This is a genomic window from Nocardia sp. CA-107356 (assembly GCF_050946365.1).
Lineage (GTDB): Bacteria > Actinomycetota > Actinomycetes > Mycobacteriales > Mycobacteriaceae > Nocardia.
On the sequence record NZ_CP191992.1, the window covers coordinates 3,707,882 to 3,726,092 of the forward strand.

General features: G+C 62.6%; 16 protein-coding genes and 2 pseudogenes. 15 read left to right on the plus strand and 3 right to left on the minus strand.

What is annotated here, in order from left to right:
* Positions 1–29 precede the first annotated feature (29 nt).
* The 5 genes from ACQP1G_RS16700 (at position 30) to ACQP1G_RS16720 (ending at position 4,267) form a co-directional block, all read left to right on the plus strand.
* Positions 30–1,508: an MFS transporter gene (locus ACQP1G_RS16700; protein WP_433204799.1), complete on the plus strand. Its 1,479-nt coding sequence runs from the start codon at positions 30–32 to the stop codon at positions 1,506–1,508.
* Positions 1,509–2,311: 803 nt separating this feature from the next.
* Positions 2,312–2,698: a type VII secretion target gene (locus ACQP1G_RS16705; RefSeq protein ID WP_433204802.1), complete on the plus strand. Its 387-nt coding sequence runs from the start codon at positions 2,312–2,314 to the stop codon at positions 2,696–2,698.
* Between the two features lie 14 nt (positions 2,699–2,712).
* Complete coding sequence (locus tag ACQP1G_RS16710) at positions 2,713–3,618, plus strand: NlpC/P60 family protein (RefSeq protein ID WP_433204804.1); 906 nt, start codon at positions 2,713–2,715, stop codon at positions 3,616–3,618.
* Positions 3,615–3,959 (plus strand): hypothetical protein, encoded by a 345-nt coding sequence (locus tag ACQP1G_RS16715; RefSeq protein WP_433204807.1) that lies wholly within the window; start codon positions 3,615–3,617, stop codon positions 3,957–3,959. The genes ACQP1G_RS16710 and ACQP1G_RS16715 overlap by 4 nt, the downstream gene beginning before the upstream one ends.
* A complete protein-coding gene (locus tag ACQP1G_RS16720; RefSeq protein WP_433204810.1) occupies positions 3,956–4,267 on the plus strand; it encodes a YbaB/EbfC family nucleoid-associated protein in 312 nt (103 codons plus the stop codon). Before ACQP1G_RS16715 ends, ACQP1G_RS16720 begins: the two co-directional genes overlap by 4 nt.
* 566 nt (positions 4,268–4,833) lie before the next feature.
* On the opposite strand, the gene ACQP1G_RS16725 is transcribed toward ACQP1G_RS16720, so the two are convergent.
* Complete coding sequence (locus ACQP1G_RS16725; RefSeq protein WP_433204813.1) at positions 4,834–5,307, minus strand: hypothetical protein; 474 nt, start codon at positions 5,305–5,307, stop codon at positions 4,834–4,836.
* An 11-nt stretch (positions 5,308–5,318) separates the two neighbouring features.
* Between ACQP1G_RS16725 and ACQP1G_RS16730 the strand changes: the two genes are divergently transcribed.
* Positions 5,319–6,290, plus strand: coding sequence for a LysR family transcriptional regulator (locus ACQP1G_RS16730; protein WP_433204816.1), 972 nt, complete (start codon positions 5,319–5,321; stop codon positions 6,288–6,290).
* Between the two features lie 262 nt (positions 6,291–6,552).
* Complete coding sequence (locus ACQP1G_RS16735; protein WP_433204819.1) at positions 6,553–6,792, plus strand: hypothetical protein; 240 nt, start codon at positions 6,553–6,555, stop codon at positions 6,790–6,792.
* 78 nt (positions 6,793–6,870) lie between these two features.
* On the opposite strand, the gene ACQP1G_RS16740 is transcribed toward ACQP1G_RS16735, so the two are convergent.
* Positions 6,871–7,425, minus strand: a complete 555-nt coding sequence (locus tag ACQP1G_RS16740) for an SUKH-4 family immunity protein (RefSeq protein WP_433204822.1) — start codon at positions 7,423–7,425, stop codon at positions 6,871–6,873.
* 1,207 nt (positions 7,426–8,632) lie between these two features.
* On the opposite strand from ACQP1G_RS16740, the gene ACQP1G_RS16745 reads away from it, so the two are divergent.
* The 8 genes and pseudogenes from ACQP1G_RS16745 (at position 8,633) to ACQP1G_RS16780 (ending at position 17,986) form a co-directional block, all read left to right on the plus strand.
* The gene (locus ACQP1G_RS16745) at positions 8,633–9,001 is read left to right on the plus strand and encodes a glycosyltransferase (protein WP_433208578.1); all 369 of its coding nucleotides are present in this window, start codon (positions 8,633–8,635) and stop codon (positions 8,999–9,001) included.
* Positions 9,002–9,267: 266 nt separating this feature from the next.
* Positions 9,268–11,046, plus strand: a complete 1,779-nt coding sequence (locus tag ACQP1G_RS16750) for an AMP-dependent synthetase/ligase (RefSeq protein ID WP_433204825.1) — start codon at positions 9,268–9,270, stop codon at positions 11,044–11,046.
* 5 nt (positions 11,047–11,051) lie between these two features.
* A complete protein-coding gene (locus ACQP1G_RS16755; protein ID WP_433204828.1) occupies positions 11,052–11,201 on the plus strand; it encodes an FAD-dependent monooxygenase in 150 nt (49 codons plus the stop codon).
* 71 nt (positions 11,202–11,272) lie between these two features.
* On the plus strand, positions 11,273–12,604 hold the full coding sequence (locus ACQP1G_RS16760) for a PQQ-binding-like beta-propeller repeat protein (RefSeq protein WP_433204831.1): 1,332 nt from the start codon (positions 11,273–11,275) through the stop codon (positions 12,602–12,604).
* Positions 12,605–13,700: 1,096 nt separating this feature from the next.
* Positions 13,701–14,702 carry a phosphotransferase family protein gene (locus ACQP1G_RS16765; protein WP_433204834.1) on the plus strand — a complete coding sequence of 334 codons (1,002 nt, stop codon included), beginning with the start codon at positions 13,701–13,703 and terminating at the stop codon, positions 14,700–14,702.
* 182 nt (positions 14,703–14,884) lie between these two features.
* Positions 14,885–15,989, plus strand: a pseudogene (locus ACQP1G_RS16770) (site-specific integrase).
* A gap of 617 nt (positions 15,990–16,606) precedes the next feature.
* Positions 16,607–17,290 (plus strand): annotated as a pseudogene (locus ACQP1G_RS16775) (tyrosine-type recombinase/integrase); the annotation flags it as partial.
* 45 nt (positions 17,291–17,335) lie between these two features.
* The gene (locus ACQP1G_RS16780; protein ID WP_433208581.1) at positions 17,336–17,986 is read left to right on the plus strand and encodes a class I SAM-dependent DNA methyltransferase; all 651 of its coding nucleotides are present in this window, start codon (positions 17,336–17,338) and stop codon (positions 17,984–17,986) included.
* Here the strand turns inward: ACQP1G_RS16780 and ACQP1G_RS16785 are convergent.
* On the minus strand, positions 17,977–18,195 hold the full coding sequence (locus tag ACQP1G_RS16785) for a hypothetical protein (RefSeq protein ID WP_433204837.1): 219 nt from the start codon (positions 18,193–18,195) through the stop codon (positions 17,977–17,979). The two genes, ACQP1G_RS16780 and ACQP1G_RS16785, sit on opposite strands and share 10 nt — an antisense overlap.
* Between the last annotated feature and the right edge of the window lie 16 nt (positions 18,196–18,211).

Below are 18,211 nucleotides of genomic sequence, written 5' to 3' on the forward strand. Positions count from 1 at the left end.
ATTGAGGTGATTGTGTAGTGTCAACGCAAATGCACGTAGTCAGAAGCCTGGTACCAGCCCGGATGGACCGGCTTCCGTGGACGAGATTCCATTGGCTCATCGTCGTCGGCCTCGGTGTGTCCTGGATTCTCGACGGCTTGGAAATCCAGATTGTCAGCAGCATGGGGGGACAACTGGAGAACGCTCAGACCCTGCACCTGACGAGCGGGCAGGTCGGCGCGACGGCGTCGTGGTATCTGGCCGGGCAGGTCGTCGGCGCACTGGTCTTCGGCCGGATCACCGACAAACTCGGGCGCAAGAAACTGTTCATCCTGACCTTGGCGATCTATCTGATCGGCAGCGGATTGGCAGGGCTCTCCTGGAATGTCTGGTCGCTGTACCTCTTCCGCTTCATCGCCGGCACCGGGATCGGCGGAGAGTACACGGCGATCAATTCGGCGATCGACGAAATCATGCCGTCCAGATATCGGGGCCGGGTCGACATTGCCATCAACGGCACCTATTGGTGCGGCGCGGCGATCGGCGCGGCGGCCAGCCTGTTCCTTTTCAACGAGCACTACGTTCCGGTCCACTGGGGATGGCGGATCGGATTCTTCATCGGCCCCGTCCTCGGACTGATCATCATCTTCGTGCGCAGGCAGATCCCCGAGAGCCCGCGTTGGCTGCTCACCCACGGAAAGGCCGCCGAAGCCGAACGAACGGTCGACGAAATCGAGCGGCGCTTGCAAAGTCAAGGCGTCGAACTTCCTCCGGTCGACGAGAGCAAGGCCCTGGACATCGTCGATACGGATCAACTGTCCTACGTTCAGATGGCCCGCATCTTCTTCGGTCGGTATCCGAGCCGTTCCTTTCTCGGATTCACGATGATGGTCACGCAGGCGTTCTTGTACAACGCGATCTTCTTCACCGCAAGCCTGGTGCTGATCCACTTCTACAAAGTGCCGAGCGATCACACCGGTTACTATTTCTTCCCGTTTGCCGTCGGCAACCTGATCGGCCCACTGGTGCTCGGCCCGCTTTTCGACAGCATCGGCCGCCGGAAGATGATCTGCGCGACATATGTGGGGTCCGGCCTCTTGCTGCTGGCCTCCGCGTGGGCGTTCGATGCGGGCATCCTCAACGCGACCACCCAAACTGTCTTCTGGTGTGTCGTGTTCTTCTTCGCCTCGGCCGGCGCGTCTTCGGCGTATCTCACTGTCGGTGAGATCTTCCCGCTGGAACTACGCGGCCAAGCCATCTCGTTCTTCTTCGCCATCGCCCAAGGCGCTGGTGGTGTCGTCGCGCCGTATCTGTTCGGTCACCTGGTGGGCGGCGGCGACAATGCGAATCCCGACCGGCTCCCGCTCACGTGCGGATATGTCATCGGCGCCGGAGCCATGATCTTCGGTGGTGTGGTTGCTTGGTTCTTCGGCGTGAACGCCGAGGGACAGTCGCTCGAGGACATCGCGGATCCACTGTCCATGGCGAAATCGTCGGATTCGCTGCCCAGTCCGGCTGTCGAGGGATAGTACCGCCTCGACACCGCGACGCACTGCGGGCACGACCCCGGAGGCCTTCCACGTCACAACACCGACGCCTCGGCAGATCAGCGGGCGCATCGAGGTGGTGAATACACCGTGCACCCGCTCAAGGCCGTGCAGCGCGGTCTCGAGCGGGCGAAGACGCGTTGTCGAACACTGCGCGAAACTTGTCGAATATATTGCCCGGTCCCCGGTGCGGCCCCAGCTACCGCAGTGCAGTCCAGGATCACTATCGCGACCACTGCAGTGGCGAAAACCATGGCAGAGGAGCCTCCCCACGACTGGGGGGTGCATATCCACATCGTCGACGGGGCGATGCTAGAACAAGAGGGTGCGCAGCGCTTCCATACCGCAATCTGTGCCGACTTGGGGCATACGGAGTTCACACTGGTTTTCAGGAGTGAACCACCAAGACTCAACACAGCGGGCTGGACAGTTGACTATTTCCATAATCCCGGGGCGGGTGATGCTCGTTTCACACCTGGGCCGACGTCGGAATCGGATGACGGGTGCTGCGGATCATCGAGCGCGATGACCGACTACTTGGGGTCGAGGAGCGAGTAGCAGAAGACATCTGAGAAGGAACACATTGACTAGGCGCTGGGCGATCTGCGGCTCAGGTCGAGGCAGCCACGAAACTCGGCTGGCGGGAAGATGCACCCCATACCACTCCTGCAGGCCGAATCTGCGTCGATGTCCTGCTAGATGGACGCCACCTCATCCCGGAGCCCCCGTTTACCTATCCACACTCGATGCCAGCCGTTGATCCGATTCGCCGAGTAGGTGAATGAATGATGTATTATGCCTGGAGCAAGACAATGGGGAAGTTAGATGAAAGCAATGGGGGAAGGTCGATGGAAAAGCTCTCGGTGGACACCACAAATGTCGCTGTATTCGGAAAATTCGCCCACACCATGGCTACCGAAACGGCCGCTGCCGGCGATGCCGTCGCGGGTGCCGCCCCAGCGCAGTTGCGTTCGACATTTGGTCTGATCGGCGATGATTTCCTCGCCGCGTTGTCCGCCGTGCACGCCGAGCACACAGCGGACATCCGTAAACTGTCCAAGGCGTATACGAGAATCGGTGGCATTGCCACCACAGCGGCCGCCGACTACATCGACACCGAGAGGGTCGGCGCTGACGCATTGCGCGCGCTCGGCGAGAGGGCTCGCCAATGATCGATCTGAGTGCCTTGGCGAAGCCGATCGTCGACCTGCACAACAGCTTCGGCACCGGCGCGCTGCCCGCCGACGGGCCTACCGCCGCCCTACGCAACGCCTCGACCGCCATCAACACGGTTTACGAGGACGGTCGCAACAGCATCAATCAGGTGGGTTCCACCTGGACCGGACAGGGCGGCCTCGCCGCCAGGGACACGGCGATGATGTTGCAGGCCTCTGCGGCGACCATTGCTGACCGCGGCAACAACGTCGCCGATGTGGTCGGCCGGGCGGCAGCCGACGTGCAGATCGGGCAACAGAAGGTCAATGCGATCCTGCAATCGTTCGTCTCGAACGTACAGGCGGCCGGGCCTGCCGCTGTCACTCCGGCGGGCCTGAGGATGATCGTCAATTCCGCGATCGACCATGCGGGCCAGGCGCTCAAGGTAGTCGGCGGGGTGCGTTCGGAATTGGAGGCGCACATCGCGTCGATGGGAGGGCTCATCCCGCCCCCCGCGAATCCCGCACCAGGGATCGACGAGGAGCTTACGATCTGGCTGCCCGACGGCAGCACCGCGCAGGCCCCGAACAAAACAGCCGCAGACGCAGTGCGCGAGGCGATCAGGCGGAGAGGCATCCCCTACGCCTGGGGTGGCAATTCGCCCGAGTCGGGGTTTGACTGCAGCGGATTCACCAAGTGGGCATACCACGACGCGGGTCTCGAGCTGCCCCGGGTGGCGGCCGACCAGTTCAACGTCGGTACCCGGGTAGACCGCGCAAACGTGCAGCCCGGCGATCTGGCCTGCTGGACCGGCCACGTCGCCATGTATATCGGCAACGGCAAGATCATCGAGGCGGGTAATCCAGTGGCGATCAGTGGTATTCGAACAGAAAACAAAGGTATGACCTTCTTGGGCTTCTGCAGGCCCACCGGATGACGACACGACCGCAACTCCCCACCGTCACGGTGGCACGCAGCGCCAACCGAGCCGAAACAGTCACCGTACTCGCCACCGATCAGGGCATGCCGATCGAGATCACCTTCGAGCACAGCGAATACCGTTACGGTGCACAGGCATTGGCCGATGAGATCCTACGGCTGACGCGTCGCGCGACGATCGCGGCGCGCACTCGTCACCGCGAGATGTTAGCCGAGGCCGGGGCACCCGATCACATCATGGACAAGCTCGGGCTACCGACCCGCCAAGCGGCGATGGACGAGCTGGACCGTATAGGCGATGAGGACACAGAACCGACGATCTGGATCAGGCCGGTATGAGTTCGGAGATGGACGCCGTGGTCGCTGGCGCGGCAGCGGAGCTGGAAGCACTCGAGACCGCGCTGCACGGCCTCGAGCAGGTGCACGCCGTATTCACCACCTCGGACGGATCGGTGAGCGCGGAGGTGAACAGCATGGGTGCGCTGGCCGGTCTCACGCTGACCGACTCGGTAACATCGCGACCGCCCGCCGAAGTTGCGCGACTGATCATCTGGGCCGCCCAGCAGGCGGCTCGCGATGCGAGCGACCAGCGGTCGGAAATCTTTGCCAAGCTGAACGAGTCCTTCGTTCCCCGAAGCCGGGAATAGTGGGGACAGGACGGACAGCGCCTGAGGTGCGGGTTCGATCAGCCGTCGGCGGCATGGGCAGGTCATCGCGCCACGGTGGACCCGAGATCGGCGGTGAAAGCCGCTGCACACCAGGTTTCCCCGCGTCACCGGCGATGGTCGCGACCGACCGACAAGGCTGCGGCCGCGGCTGACACGGCGTCCAACGTAGAGCGTGGGTACAAGCACCATCGCGGTCAACACCGCCATCGTGACCTGGGGTGTACGAAGCGAATTTGGATGGGTCCGTGCATGACTTCTTCAAGTGTCTGTACGAGCGTCCGGCCGTCGACACTCCAGCGAATGCCCTCCGCGCCATCGGCTACGAGCTGGTCCGGGGGACTGATGGGGCTGATCGCTTGTCCGGTTCGGACGCCGGATTTGTCGGTTCGACCTCGGCTTTCGACGCACTCTCGATTCCCTAGACCTTGTCTGTCCTGGGGTCGCCGAACATGCTGAATCTGTTCTGATGGGTGCCATGACTCAGGCGAGCATCCAAAGTAGCTGATCACGTTGGGTCAATCAAAGACATCCCAGGAGCTTGAATGTCAAGCAGCAGTATCCTTCTCGACATGCTGGGGCCAGGCCGCGGCTTCGTGGTAGAGGGTCCCGGTTTTGAGGCAGCCGTGCAGGATGTCTACGAGCCGGTTGGCGAGTTGGCGCAGGGCGGCGTTGCGGGCTCGCTGCCGGTCGTAGTAGGCGCGGGCGCCCGGGGACCACGACAGCGCGGAGAACGCTTGTGTGGCGAGGACGTCGATGAGCCGGTCGTTGTGTACGAACCGGGCCAGAGCCACTTTCTTCTTGTCCGATGCGCGGGTGATTGGGGAGATGTCTGCGTAGTTCTTGCGGGCTTTGGCGCTGGTGTAGCGGTCGGGGCGTCCGCATGCAACGAATGGTTCGTCTTCGAACGCGCCGAACTCGCGGCCTCCCCGGCGATCCGGACCACCGGTGTCGCCGCACTCACGCATGCTGGCATCACCGCCGCCGACCCCGGACATTCCACAGCGTACTCTCGAAGTCATAGCGCGGTAACATGATTGACGTATCGCATCTTCGTCTCCTACGGACCGTGATCGCGACCGGATCGATCCGCGCGAGCGCTTTCGTGCTGGGCTACACACCTTCCGCAGCAAGCCAACAGCTCGCGGCACTGCAGCGTCAGACCAGGCTCCGGCTCGTCGAACGGGTGGGGCGTGGTATCGAACCGACTGCAGTCGGGCGTGCTCTTGCTCGCGAAACGGAGATGCTGTTCGAGGAATTGAACCGCTTGGAGGGCGTCGTCAACGCCCTCCGTGTCGGCCGAGTCGGCAGCCTATCGATCGGCTATATCGGCTCGGTCGGAGCAATCTGGCTGCCGCGGCTCGTCGACGCCCTGCGCGCCGAGTTCCCTGACCTTCACCTCGATCTACGGATGACGGAATTCACCAGTGGTGCGCAGGACATCGAGATCTTCGTTGTAACTCCGAATGTCAAGCGTTCCCCGGAAGTGCATGTACACCGACTCGTCGATGACCCATACGTTGTCGTTTGCCGTGCCGACGACCCACTGGCCCGACTGAGGGAGGTGCCCATGGGCGAGCTGGCCGAGCGGTCCTGGGTGGACAACGACCGCCCACACAGTTCCAGCCGTGATGTCTTGCTTGCAGCGTGCATGCAGGCCGGATTTAATCCGCGATTCGAGGTCAAGATTCCGGACTACGGGACCGCGCTTTCGTTCGTCGCCGCGGGGATCGGCATCACAGTGATGCCGACGCTAGCTGCGCACAGTCTGCCTGACAATCTGATCTCGGTCCCGTTGGTCTGTCCAACTCCGGTCAGGAAAATTGGGGTGGCAATCAAGAAGGCCGTAGCCGACCACCCAGCCGCCGTGCGGGCTATCTGGATCCTCGCCGCCATCTCCCGCGGGTCCGGTACAGCATTCGCCGCAACTCCGCGGCTACAGATCAGCCAGGGGATTCCCGCCAACAACGAACTCGCCGCCGAGGCCGCCGAGGCCGACTACTGAACTCGGCAGTGCAGGTGCATACCCCTTATGATATCAACGGGTGGGTTCAGGTGCCTTCAATGTCATCAACGGCCGTAGCCGATGTGTTTTGCGTCGTTGATTCATTGCTATCAGGTCTGCGCGACAACAGATCCCGAAGAAATCGCGCTAACCGGATCATGGGATCGGCGAGAAGGAATCGCGGTTTGCTCCGCGCCGCCATAGGCTGCTGGAGGCCGTGGCTGGAGCGTTTTCCCGTTGAACCCGCAGGGCAACTCCTGCGGTGCGCACCGCCGATGCCCCGAATATCGGGTGGCTGGCCGATATTACCGAGCACTATACCGGCGAGAGCCAGCTGTATCTGTACGCGATCAAGGCCATGTTCTCCAACCAGAGTTGGGTATTCAACCGATTCCGTGATGCGCCAGGATCCACCTGCCCGAGTAGATCACCCTTGCTCGTAGTCGGTGCGCTCGATGTGCTCGGATCGGCACCCGCTGGGGCCGTGATGACACTCTGGTGAGCACCAGCATCAGGGCCGCTGAGCGCGGGCCTACTCGCTGGCACCAGGGTCACTGTCGAGGTGGTGTCGTGATAACGCTCATTCCGGTTCCGCGTCCCAATCCGCTTCGACTGCCACCGATAAGTCCGACAGGGTCCAGTTCCAGGGTGTGTCGTGTTCCAACGCCCGTGGATCCATCTCCTCCAGCAGATTCCAGACAACGTTCACGGCATTCGCAACCAGTTGCTGGGTCACCTCCTCGAGACTCAACACGTTGTTCTGCAGCAGGCCATGGAAGTACACGAAAAACTTCAGGTTGGAGTTGTAGAAGTCTGTGTACGCATCCCGACCCTTGTCGGTGCGGTAGACATACTCGGAGTCGAGGTCGACCACGAATATGGCGTCATTGATGTTCTCGGCGAAGACCAGATAGTTCCGGTCCCCACGTTGAAGCGGCGTGGCCAACCGTTCACCGTGGATGAACGTGATGTCCAAGACTTCGGTCGTCGGCAGCCCGACTGATGTCAGAAAGTCGCGAGTGGCCGATGGCAGGTTTGCAGGCGACAGGTCTGACGAGACAGGTTCCAGCCGTCCGTCCCATATACGGCGGATCTCTTCGACCGATACATCCTTCACTGCACCGAACCCCTCCATAGTAGATACCAACGATTGTTCAGATGGATTGTGCCAGGCCGGTATTGAAGACTCTCTCGGGTATACGAGTGGAGCATATTGAGCCTTTCCGCGTAAGGAAACGTGTGCACCGGCCGGTGCCGGTGCGCACGAGTGTGGTGGCGTGATATGCCGGAAGCTGTTGGGTTGCAACGGGAAAGCGCATAACCTCGGGCCATGATGAAGGCATCGCTGACAGTATCGGCGCTGCACAAAACGATTGTACAGATTCACTTAACGGACGAGTGCGTATGTTTGCTTGTTTGTCTTGGGGATTGCGGGCAAGGTAGCTGGGTGACCACTGAAGTCGGCCATTCCAGTTTTCCTCCGGTCCGTAGACGAGATGGGTGCGGCCGAGGCTCCTTGATGGCTCCTATTTCGATGGTAAGAGTCGCTGTTCCGTAGTATTCGGAACAGGTTCTTATAGTGTAAGAGGTAATCGTTTGGGACTTTTCGGATTCATATGAAAGACATCGCTGCCAGATTCGCGAGTGGAGCGGCTTTTGCTCTCGGGTGGTCTCGGTGCCTTTGTCATCGGCGGCGCAGTGGGTGGGATCATCGCCGAAGTAGGGGACTGAATGGTGGTGCACGCCCTCGATCGGCTGGGCCGAAATCTGCGGGAGGTGAAGAACCTCGTCCACCTTCCACGGGATCGCCGGATCGGGGTGTGCTCGATCGCCTATCCGGCTGATAGCCACTGCCGACGAGGACATGGGGCGGGGCGACATTCGCGGATATGGAGCGCACCTTCACCACCGAAGGCCCCGTGTATCTCCGCTCGGTCGCCGAGGCATCCGGCGGGCGCCCCGGACGTTTGGTCGCCCACGATGAGGAGAAGATCGAGTACGCGCGGATCTCCAGTTTTATGCCCAGATATGGCGGGCCGTTACCGTAGAAGCGGGGATCGGGTTTGTTGCTGCAGTTCCACACGTGCTCACGGCGGGTGCAGGAGTCGCAGGTGCGACCTGCGCGTGTAAGGGTGCCGCAGTCTGAGCGTGTTTCGTAATCGTCGGCGCAGCGGGTGCACGCGCGGAACCGGCCTGAGATGTACCGGGTGGTGGCGCTGTAGCGGATGCATTGAAAGCAAATGTCGAAGAACACCGCCGCGCACCGCAGGCATCACTGGTATAGATATTTGCCCTCAAAGTAAGTGTGCGGTTCCAGAAGACCAGAAATTTGAAATGGAAATATTCATGGCAGATCCGCTTTCTTCAACGCTTTATCGGTTGTCGTCCCAGTGCTCAACGAAGCCGCGGTGATCGAGCGCACCCTGCAGCGGTTAGTTGCGCAGGAGGCCATCGACGAGGTTATCGTCGTCGATAACGGCAGTGACGATGGCACACGCTGCATCGTCGGACGCGGCGCCGGTAACGACCATCTCGCACAGGAACGACGGGATCTGGATCGGCGGGGATACCAAGACCTGACCGCACATAGCCCGACCGACCCGCGAAAGCGCGGAGGACCCGGGCACCGACTCCGGTTGTTTTCCGAAGACGCCGCCGAAGGTGTGCGCGCATTCGCCGAAAAACGTGCCCCCATCTGGGGCGGTCGATAGGACTATTCCGATGCACGACCTCGACCAGTCGAACTCGACGTGCGGTCTGCTGCGGCGGAACGGACCGCTGTTCGCCGAGGCTGGCGGGCGCGACTGGCTCGCCGAGGCGCGACCGATGCCGCCGCCCGCTGTCGCCGTGCGGCAGCAGCCGCGAGATTGCTCGCTGCCCGCTGTGTCGGCCGCGGGCCGCGGCGCCGACGGTGAGTCACCGAATTTTCTTCGAATACCCGGCGGGTTCGCCCGCCACCACGGCATAGGAGCCAGCAATGAGCACGCATTTACCGCACACCTTCTGCGAGGCGTTCCAGCAAACCGCAACCCGTCTGTCCGAGTCCATCGCGCTTCGCACACCCGGCGACGGGCAAACGATTACCTGGGGCACCTACGCTCAGCGCGTGCGATCCATCGCCGCAGGGCTGGCGAATCTCGGTGTCGGCCACGGCGACACGGTCGCGCTCATGCTGACCAACCGGCCCGAGTTCCACTTGGTGGACACCGCCGCCATGCACTTGGGCGCGATCGGATTCTCGATCTACAACACCAACCCACCTGAAACCATCGCCTACCTGCTCGCCAACGCAGGCAGCCGGGTAGTGATCACCGAGTCGCAGTTCCTGCCCCAGATCAGCGCCGCACGCGCGGCGGGTAGGTCGGTCGAGGAGGTGATCGTCGTCGACGGCACCGACCGGGATTCACTGACGCTCGCGGCGATCGAGCGAAAACCCCTGCCGGGCTTCGACTTCGAGGCGACGTGGCGATCGATAACACCAGAGGATGTGCTGACGATCATCTACACCTCCGGCACCACCGGTGCCCCGAAGGGTGTCGAACTGACGCATGCGAACATCCTGGCCAGCATTGACGGCGCCAGTGAGTTGGTCACTCCCGGCGTTCGACATCGCGTCGTCTCGTATCTGCCCGATGCCCACATCATCAACCGCTGGGCATGCCATTACTTCCCGATGGTCGACGGCGGCGTTGTCACCGACCTGGCCAACCACAAGGAAATTGTCGCAGCGCTCGCCGACGCCCGCCCGACAATGTTCCTTGCCGTGCCGCAGATCTGGTACAAGATCAAGGCCGCTATCGAGGCGCGAATGGCGGCCGAGTCGAACCCCGTCAAAAAGGCCCTGGGCGTGTGGGCAGTGGACGTGGGCCGTCGCACCGCGCGAGCCGAGACCACCGGCGGCCGGGTCCCGCCCTTGCTGAAAGCACAGCATGCGGTCGCCGATCGGCTGGTGCTGGCCAGGATCCGGGCCGAACTCGGCCTCGACCAGCTCGACGCCGGCGCCACCGGCGCCGCCCCGATCGCCCGCGAGGCGCACGAATTTGTTCTGGGTCTGGGGCTTCCGATCAGCGAAGCGTTCGGTATGTCCGAGCTGTCGGCAGTGTCGACGCTCAATCGTCGCGGCAAGATGCGGCTCGGGACGGTGGGTACACCCGCGCGCGGCGTACAGGTGCGGCTCGCCGACGACGGTGAATTGCTCGTGCGCGGCCCCATCGTGATGAAGGGCTACCGCAACAGCCCCGAACAGACCGCCGATGCGGTCGACGCCGAGGGCTGGATGCACACCGGCGATATCGCCACTATCGATGCCGACGGCTACGTCAGCATCGTGGAGCGCAAGAAAGAACTCATCATCAATTCCGGTGGAAAGAACATGTCGCCCAGCAAGATCGAGGGATTCGTGAAGGTCGCCTGCCCGCTGGTCGGCTCCGTGGTCGCCATCGGCGACAACAAACCCTATGTCATCGCTTTGATCACCCTCGACGCCGAGGCGGCCGCCGCTTACGCCCGCGAGCACGGCCTGGATGCGTCGCCGGCGTCGCTGGCCACCGATCCCGGCGTGCTGTCCGCCGTCGACACCGGTGTGCGCGAGGCGAATACGAAGCTGGCGCGGGTGGAGCAGATCAAGAAGTTCACCGTGCTGCCCGTGACGTGGGAACCGGGCGGCGACGAACTCACCCCGACGATGAAACTGCGACGCAAGCCCATCGCCGCAAAATACGCCAATGACATCGACGCTCTCTACGCGGGCCGGTGAGCGCGATGACTTCGGTACTGATCATCGGCACCGGCTTCGGCGGCCTGGCGACGGCCCTGGAGCTCAAACGGCGCGGACTCCACGATTTCGTGATTCGGCGTCCAGCCTGGATGCGGGATAGACTTGCCGCCGCTGTAGCCCGCGCGGTCACGTGAGATTTCGAGGTCGTCGCGACTACGAGATAGACAATCTTGCCCGGCGACAGCCGCGCCAGAAGGGGGAGCTTATGTTCGATCGAATTCGGACCTCATCGGTCCACCCAAGCCCTGCGAGAGTTGCATTTGCGGTGTGCACGCTTCTGAGCGGACTCTTCCTGCTGGGTTGTGGGTCTGATCAAAGCGCTCCACCGGCGACCTCGACGGTGACGAGCGCGGCCAATCGTCCTAGCTTCGATCCCCCGAAAGTCTTCTCCGCTCAGGCTGTTTCGAAGATCAATACCCCCGATCCCAAGTACTGGTCTCGAGAGTGCACGCTCTATGACGGAACCGCGTTGTGCGCGTCGCGACAGGGCACGCTGGTCGCAACCGATCCGCTGAACGGGAAACAAGCATGGCAGGCAAGTCCTACTGTTTCGCCGATCGGCACGTCACCCGTCCGTGACCACGGCGTGATCCACGCTCCCATCGTGCACGGCGACACAGTGATCGCCGCGTTCGGCGGGTCCGTCCCCGCCAGCGGTACGGTACCGGAGAAGGCGGCAATCGAGGTCATCGCCGTAGAGGTCGGCACCGGTCGACGGCTGTGGAACACCGTCATCGACCTCGGTGCAGCATCCGGCAGTCGACAACTGCCCATCTCCACCCTCGCCACGATCAAGGTCGTGGCCGTGACCGCTAACGCGGTAGTGATCACCGGCCGAACCCCTTTGCTCGCAGGGGACCGGAACGCCACCTGGGTCATCGACCCACAATCCCACCAAATCCGATGGCTCGCAGACGAATTCGTGGCCGAATACGCCAATGACGATGCCGTCATCGGCGATGGCAAAGCTGGGACAGGTCACAACGCGCGCCGTGGTCGGTCGATCGACGATGGCCGTGAGATGTGGTCCGCACCGGTTGCGGGGGACGGTACACGCTACCTGACCGCGAACACACCGAACGTCGCGTTCATCGAGCGCTACAAGGCATTTGAGCTGGTCGATCCGGTAACCGGGCAACCGCACTACACCATGAGCGATCCCTCCGCGGACCCGCTTAAGAAAACCTGGCAATGCGTGTACGACCAGCGGCAGATTATCGTCTGCCAAAACAAGACGCAGATCCTCGGCTTCGACATCACCAATCCCGCGAAACCGCTGTGGGAGTTCGGATCTGACAACAGCCGCGTTCCACCCGCCATGACCGCCGCCTATCACGGCGTGATCTATGGCCTCAACAGCAGCCAACGACCCATCGCACTCGACGCCCGTACTGGTCAAGATTTGCCCGACAATCCAATGATTGCGCCGACACTGGTCGATCGGTATGTCGGTATCGCAGCTGTCGACGTGCCGGGCACGTTCAAGGTAGACATGTTCCGCGAGACCCTCGGCTGGGTGTATCAGCCGCAGGCGTGAAGCGCTCGTCCTATGGATACGCCAGCGGCCCAGCGTCGAAACTCGATCGAAGCGGGCCGCTGGAGTGCCTGCTGCACGAGTCGCCGCTGGTGCGACTGTCTGCTGTGCAATGGCACTCCATTCGGCTGTGGCAGTGTATATTTCGGCGCAGTGTGAGCACCTCCTGCGCCGATGCCAGCGGGAAGTCCTGGGGTGCTGGGGTGGTCGCGAGGTTGAATTCCGTCGCTGAACGGCGGCGACTGCGCCATCGGGCTCCTGCTCACTGAACGATCCAGCCGGGTTTACTGAGTGTGTTCGCTGTCGCGGTGGCTGCGTGTCCGCAGCTCGCGTTGCTGCTGTCGGTCGAACTGCTCAACCGCGCGCTCAACCAGCACCGCGCCGAGACCACCATCGAGACCCGAACCGAGACCATCAAAACCCAGCACTGCCCCGATCTTGCGGTGATTCGGCGCATTCTCAGGGCGAACCCGAACGGACTGCCGAACAGCGAATACGTCAAGCGCTGGCGAACCCGGTCAAAGGTGATGTTCTACGCGGTTGCTGTCGCGCCGGCCGCGCCCGCGGATGCTGGCTGGGGCACCTGGAGTGTGGATCGATGGCCAACAACCATGAATTTCCGCCAATGCAAGTTTTGCCCTACACGTTCAATGCGGAACACAAGATGGCATCCGGGCCCGGCAGAACCCGCCAGTGAACACGACTTCGAAAATAGTGAAGCGGACTTCGAAAAGCGACAACGTGTCGAAAAAGGTTGGTGTACAACAAGTCCTGTCGGACCTTTCTCGTACAGTCCGGGCATGACCGACACCCTCGACCGGCCGCCCGCGCTCGTCCTCGACGGCGATGCTCTCGACCCGATCGGTGGAGGCGGCGCGCTCGTCGGCTACGGACGGGTGTCAACAAGGGCCAGAACTTCGACCGGCAGATGCTCGCTCTCCGCGAGGCCGGATGCCAGAAGATCTTCGCGGACAAGAAGTGTGACTCGCAGCGTTCAGTGGCGGTGTTTTCATATTCGTAGGTGGCACGGAAAGGCCAGAGTTTGTGAGTGGGACACCGCTGGACGGTCGATCCTGATCGTTGCCTACAGTGGGGGTCGATGGAGTATCGACCGATCGAACGAAATGCGGACACGTTCCAGCAGCCACCGACCGAGCGCGAGTTGCAGGCGATGGCAACACGGAGCTTCGGTGCTGGTACCCGGATCACCTCAGCGGTCGAGCTGGCCGACGGCATGTACAACAACACTTTCCGAGTCGACATCGGAGCCAATCGGCCGGTTATCCTGCGCGTCGCTCCCGAGCCGCGACGCCAGCACCGCATTGAACCGGAACTGATGCGCAACGAGTACTCCACTGTCCCCTACCTCGCACCGATCGCCCCACTGATGCCCCAGATCCTCGGCATCGACTTCACCCATGCCGTCATCGGACGCGACTACATGTTCCAGACACTGCTCGACGGCATTCCGGCGCCAGCGGGAATGAAAACCTACTCCGCTGCCCAACTGCCGGGGTTCTTCCAGCAGATCGGGGCGTGGGCGAGATCGATTCACGAGGTGTCCGGGCCGGGATTCGGACAAGTCGCCGGCCCGCACCACCCGACCTGGAGTCAGGCGTTGATCGCCTGGTTCGAGTGCGCGGTCGCTGATCTGGCCGATGCAGGGCTGGACGCGGACGATGCCCGGCAGGTGATCGGCATTCTCGACCGCCACCGCGACGTGCTCGATGAGATACGCGTTCCGCGGCTGCTGCACGGCGATCTGTGGATCGTGAACCTTATCCTCGCCGAGGACGCAGGGCAGCCGATCATCACCGGCATCGTCGACAACGACCGGACCTGGTGGGGAGACCCCGAAGCCGACTGGCCGATCTTCATGGCACTCCGCAGGCCGGGCACCGAGCGAGACGCGTTCTGGACCGCCTACGGCCCCCTCGACGACAGTCCCGAAGCCCGATGGCGCCGCCGGGTCTACCACGCCCGCCATACACTCTCGATACGCCTGGAATACAGCCGCCGCCTCGCGCCCGACTCCGAACGCATCACCACCACATACCAAATCCTGCAACAGCTTCTCGCGCAACCGCATCCACACCGCTGAACCTCACCACGCATTCGGCCGTATCCGCGTGAGCACACGGCCGTGGGTCAGTAACGTTCGTTATCTAGAGCCTTCAGAGCGGTGTCGTTGATGTCGAGCACGGAGGTCCTGGCTCCTCGGATCCGCGTGGTGGACGTGGTTATCTACAGCCCGTTGATCTCGCGAATTGCCTTGGAGGAGCGATGTATGTGGTCCGGGTTCTGTCCCCGATCTCGCGGCGTGAGTCGTGGACGGTCCTTTGTGACGACGGGCCGGTGGCGCCGGTCGAGCGGTATCTGGCGTATCTGACCGATATCGAGCGGTCACCGAACACGATCAAGGCGTATGCCCATGATCTGAAAGACTGGTTCGTCTTCCTCGGTCAGCGCGAGATGGACTGGCGGGCAGTCCATTTGGAGGACGTCGCGGAATTCGCGTCCTGGCTGCGGCGCCCGCCGCTGGTCCGGGACGGGACGGTGGCGGTGCTGCCGTCGGTGGAGCATCACTGCTCGGAATCGACGGTGAACAGGAAGCTGTCGGCGGTGAGCGCCTTCTACCAGCATGCCGCCCGGAACGGCGTCGACCTGGGCGAATTGATGGTGACGTGGCAGCCAGGTGGGCGGCGCGGAACCGGCTGGAAGCCGTTTCTGCACCACATCACCAAAGGCGCGGCGCACGCACAGCGGGCGATTGCGCTCAAGGCCCCGCAGAAGCTTCCACGGGTGTTGACCGTCACCGAGATGCAAGCGATTCTCGACGCGTGCGACCGGTTGCGAGACCGGTTTCTGTTTGCCTTACTGCACGAGACCGGAATGCGGGTCGGTGAGGCTCTCGGCTTGCGCCATGAGGACCTGGCCGCGGCCGAACGGGAGGTCGTGGTGGTGCCGCGGGACAACGACAACGGCGCACGCACCAAATCGCAACGGCGACGGTCTATTCCGGTCAGCGCGGAACTGATCCGGCTCTATGCCGATTATCTGCACACCGAGTACGGGGACCTGGACTCGGACTACGTGTTCGTCAATCTCTGGGCTTCACGGCACGGACGTCCGTGGTCATATCCAGCTGTTTACGACTTGGTTCGTCGGCTGCGTCGGCGGACCGGCATCGACTTCGATCCACACTGGTGCCGACACCGCCGCCACCCGGATGCTGCGCGACGGAGTGCCGATCGAGGTCGTCTCCAAAATCCTCGGTCACGCCGATCTGACCGTCACCTCGACCGTTTACGGGCACCTCACCGTCGAAGACGCTCGGCAAGTGCTGGAAAAGGCCGGCTGGTTCACCGGAAACAAGGTGATGCTGTGAATCCGATCGCCGAAGTCACCAGCATTACCGCCGCCACAGGGGTGCGGCGAACCCCGGTCAGCACCAAACGCCAGCACGACGACCCTTGGGCGGATGAATACAGCCAGGACGTTTGGGACCTGCGCCGCCTCGGAGCCCGCCGCCAACCCAGCAATCAGGCCTACCTCCACTTCGACGGCATCCCTCAGCGCTGGCTGAAAGAGCTGGCCAAGCGCTGGGCTCGGTGGCGAGTCTCGACCGGAAAGACCGCCGCCACAGCAGGGTTGGGAACCAACGCCGTCACCCAGTTCGCCGCGTTCCTCGCCTCACAACCGACTCCGACTGACTGCTTGGCCGATGTTGACAGGCCCCTTCTCGAGCGCTATCTGGCCTTTCTGCACGCCGCCTACGGCGGGCGCACCATGCACCGGCACCTGATCGGCCAGCTCAACCAGTTCTTGACCGCGATCCGCCAACACGACTGGGACACAACGCTCCCGGTCAACGCCATGTTCTTCCCCGAGGACTACCCCAAAGAAGGTGAATGGCTGCCTCGAGCGCTCAGCGACCACGTCATGGCGCAGCTGGAGCGCCCAGACAACCTCGAGCGCTGGAACATCCCCGCCTATCGGCTGGTGACTTTGATCCTCATGCGCTGCGGACTCCGGGTCAGCGACGCACTTGGGCTGACCGTTGACTGCGTGGTCCGCGACGCCGACGCCGCGCCCTACCTGCGATATTTCAACCACAAGATGCGCCGCGAAGCACTGGTGCCGATCGACGACGAACTGGAGCAGGCCATCGCCGAACATCGGAAGCGGTTGAAAAGCCAATGGCCGCAGGACGTTCCGATGTTGTTCCCGAAACCTCGGAACAATATCGACGGCCGACTACCAATGGGCGGCTCGGCATATCGCCGCGCCCTGCAACGCTGGCTGGACAGCTGCGCCATTCAAGACGAGCACGGTCAGCGAATTCGGATCACGCCGCACCAATGGCGGCACACCTTGGGGACGCAGCTCATCAACCGCGACGTTCCGCAAGAGGTTGTCCGGCGGATCCTCGATCACGACTCCCACATGATGACCGCCCGCTACGCACGGCTGTCCGACACCACCATCCGCCGGCACTGGGAAGCCGCCCGCAAGGTCGGAATCACCGGCGAGACAGTCACTCTCGACCCCGTCGGCCCAATCGCCGAGGCAGCCTGGGCCAAACAACGCGTCGGCCGAGCAACCCAGGCCCTTCCCAACGGATATTGCTCATTGCCGATGGTGAAGACCTGTCCGCACGCCAACGCTTGCTTCTCTGAACTACTGTAAGTCGTCACGCTGATTGATGACTTGGGTAGTCTTCGATCGGTGGAGATGGGACTGAGCGCCGATGACTGGCTGGCGGATACGCGTGCGTCTTATGACACCGTCGCTGCAAGTTACGCAGAGCTGACACGTCATATATTGGATGAATCGCCGGAAGAACGTGCGATCTTGGCTCTGTTTGCCGACCTGGTGTGTGCGCAAGGCGGCGGGCTGGTCGCGGACGTGGGGTGCGGGACAGGCAGGATTACAGGCCACCTGCGGGAGCTGGGCCTGGACGCGTTCGGCATCGATCTGTCACCGGGGATGATCGATGTAGCCCGTCGCCATCACCCTGGGGTGCGGTTCGATCTCGGTTCTATGACAGACCTGACCTTGGACGACGCCTCGGTGACTGGGCTGGTCGCTTGGTACTCACTGATCCACATTCCTGACGACGAGATCAGCTCGGTTCTTGCGCATTTCCGTCGAGTGCTTCGGCCCGGCGGGCCGTTGCTGCTCAGCTTCCATGTCGGCGATGAGTCGCGGTTGAAGACTGAGGGCTATGGCGGGCGCCCGATGAAGGTCTATGTCCATCGCCGGCAGCATGACCAGACGATCGCGTGGCTGAACGAAGCTGGCTTCGCCGTCGAGACGCACAAGACTCTCACCTCGGCCGAGAGCAGGTTGGGAGGGATCGTCCTCGCGCGTCGTCAACCTTGAGCGGCTCCGCCAGTCGCCTGGCGGACCCGGGACCAGGTAGCTTGTGCGGCGATCTCGCCGAAGGTGGGCAGGCCCAGGTGGATCATTGACGGTTTGAGGGCGGCATCGAGCTGGGTCAGCTTCTCCTCGGCGTCGGCCAGGCTGACCTGGAGACCCTCGACCTCGCCGAGCCAGCCTTCCATCTCGGCTTCGGTGATTCGGGCGATCAAGTTGTCGCGGATCTCG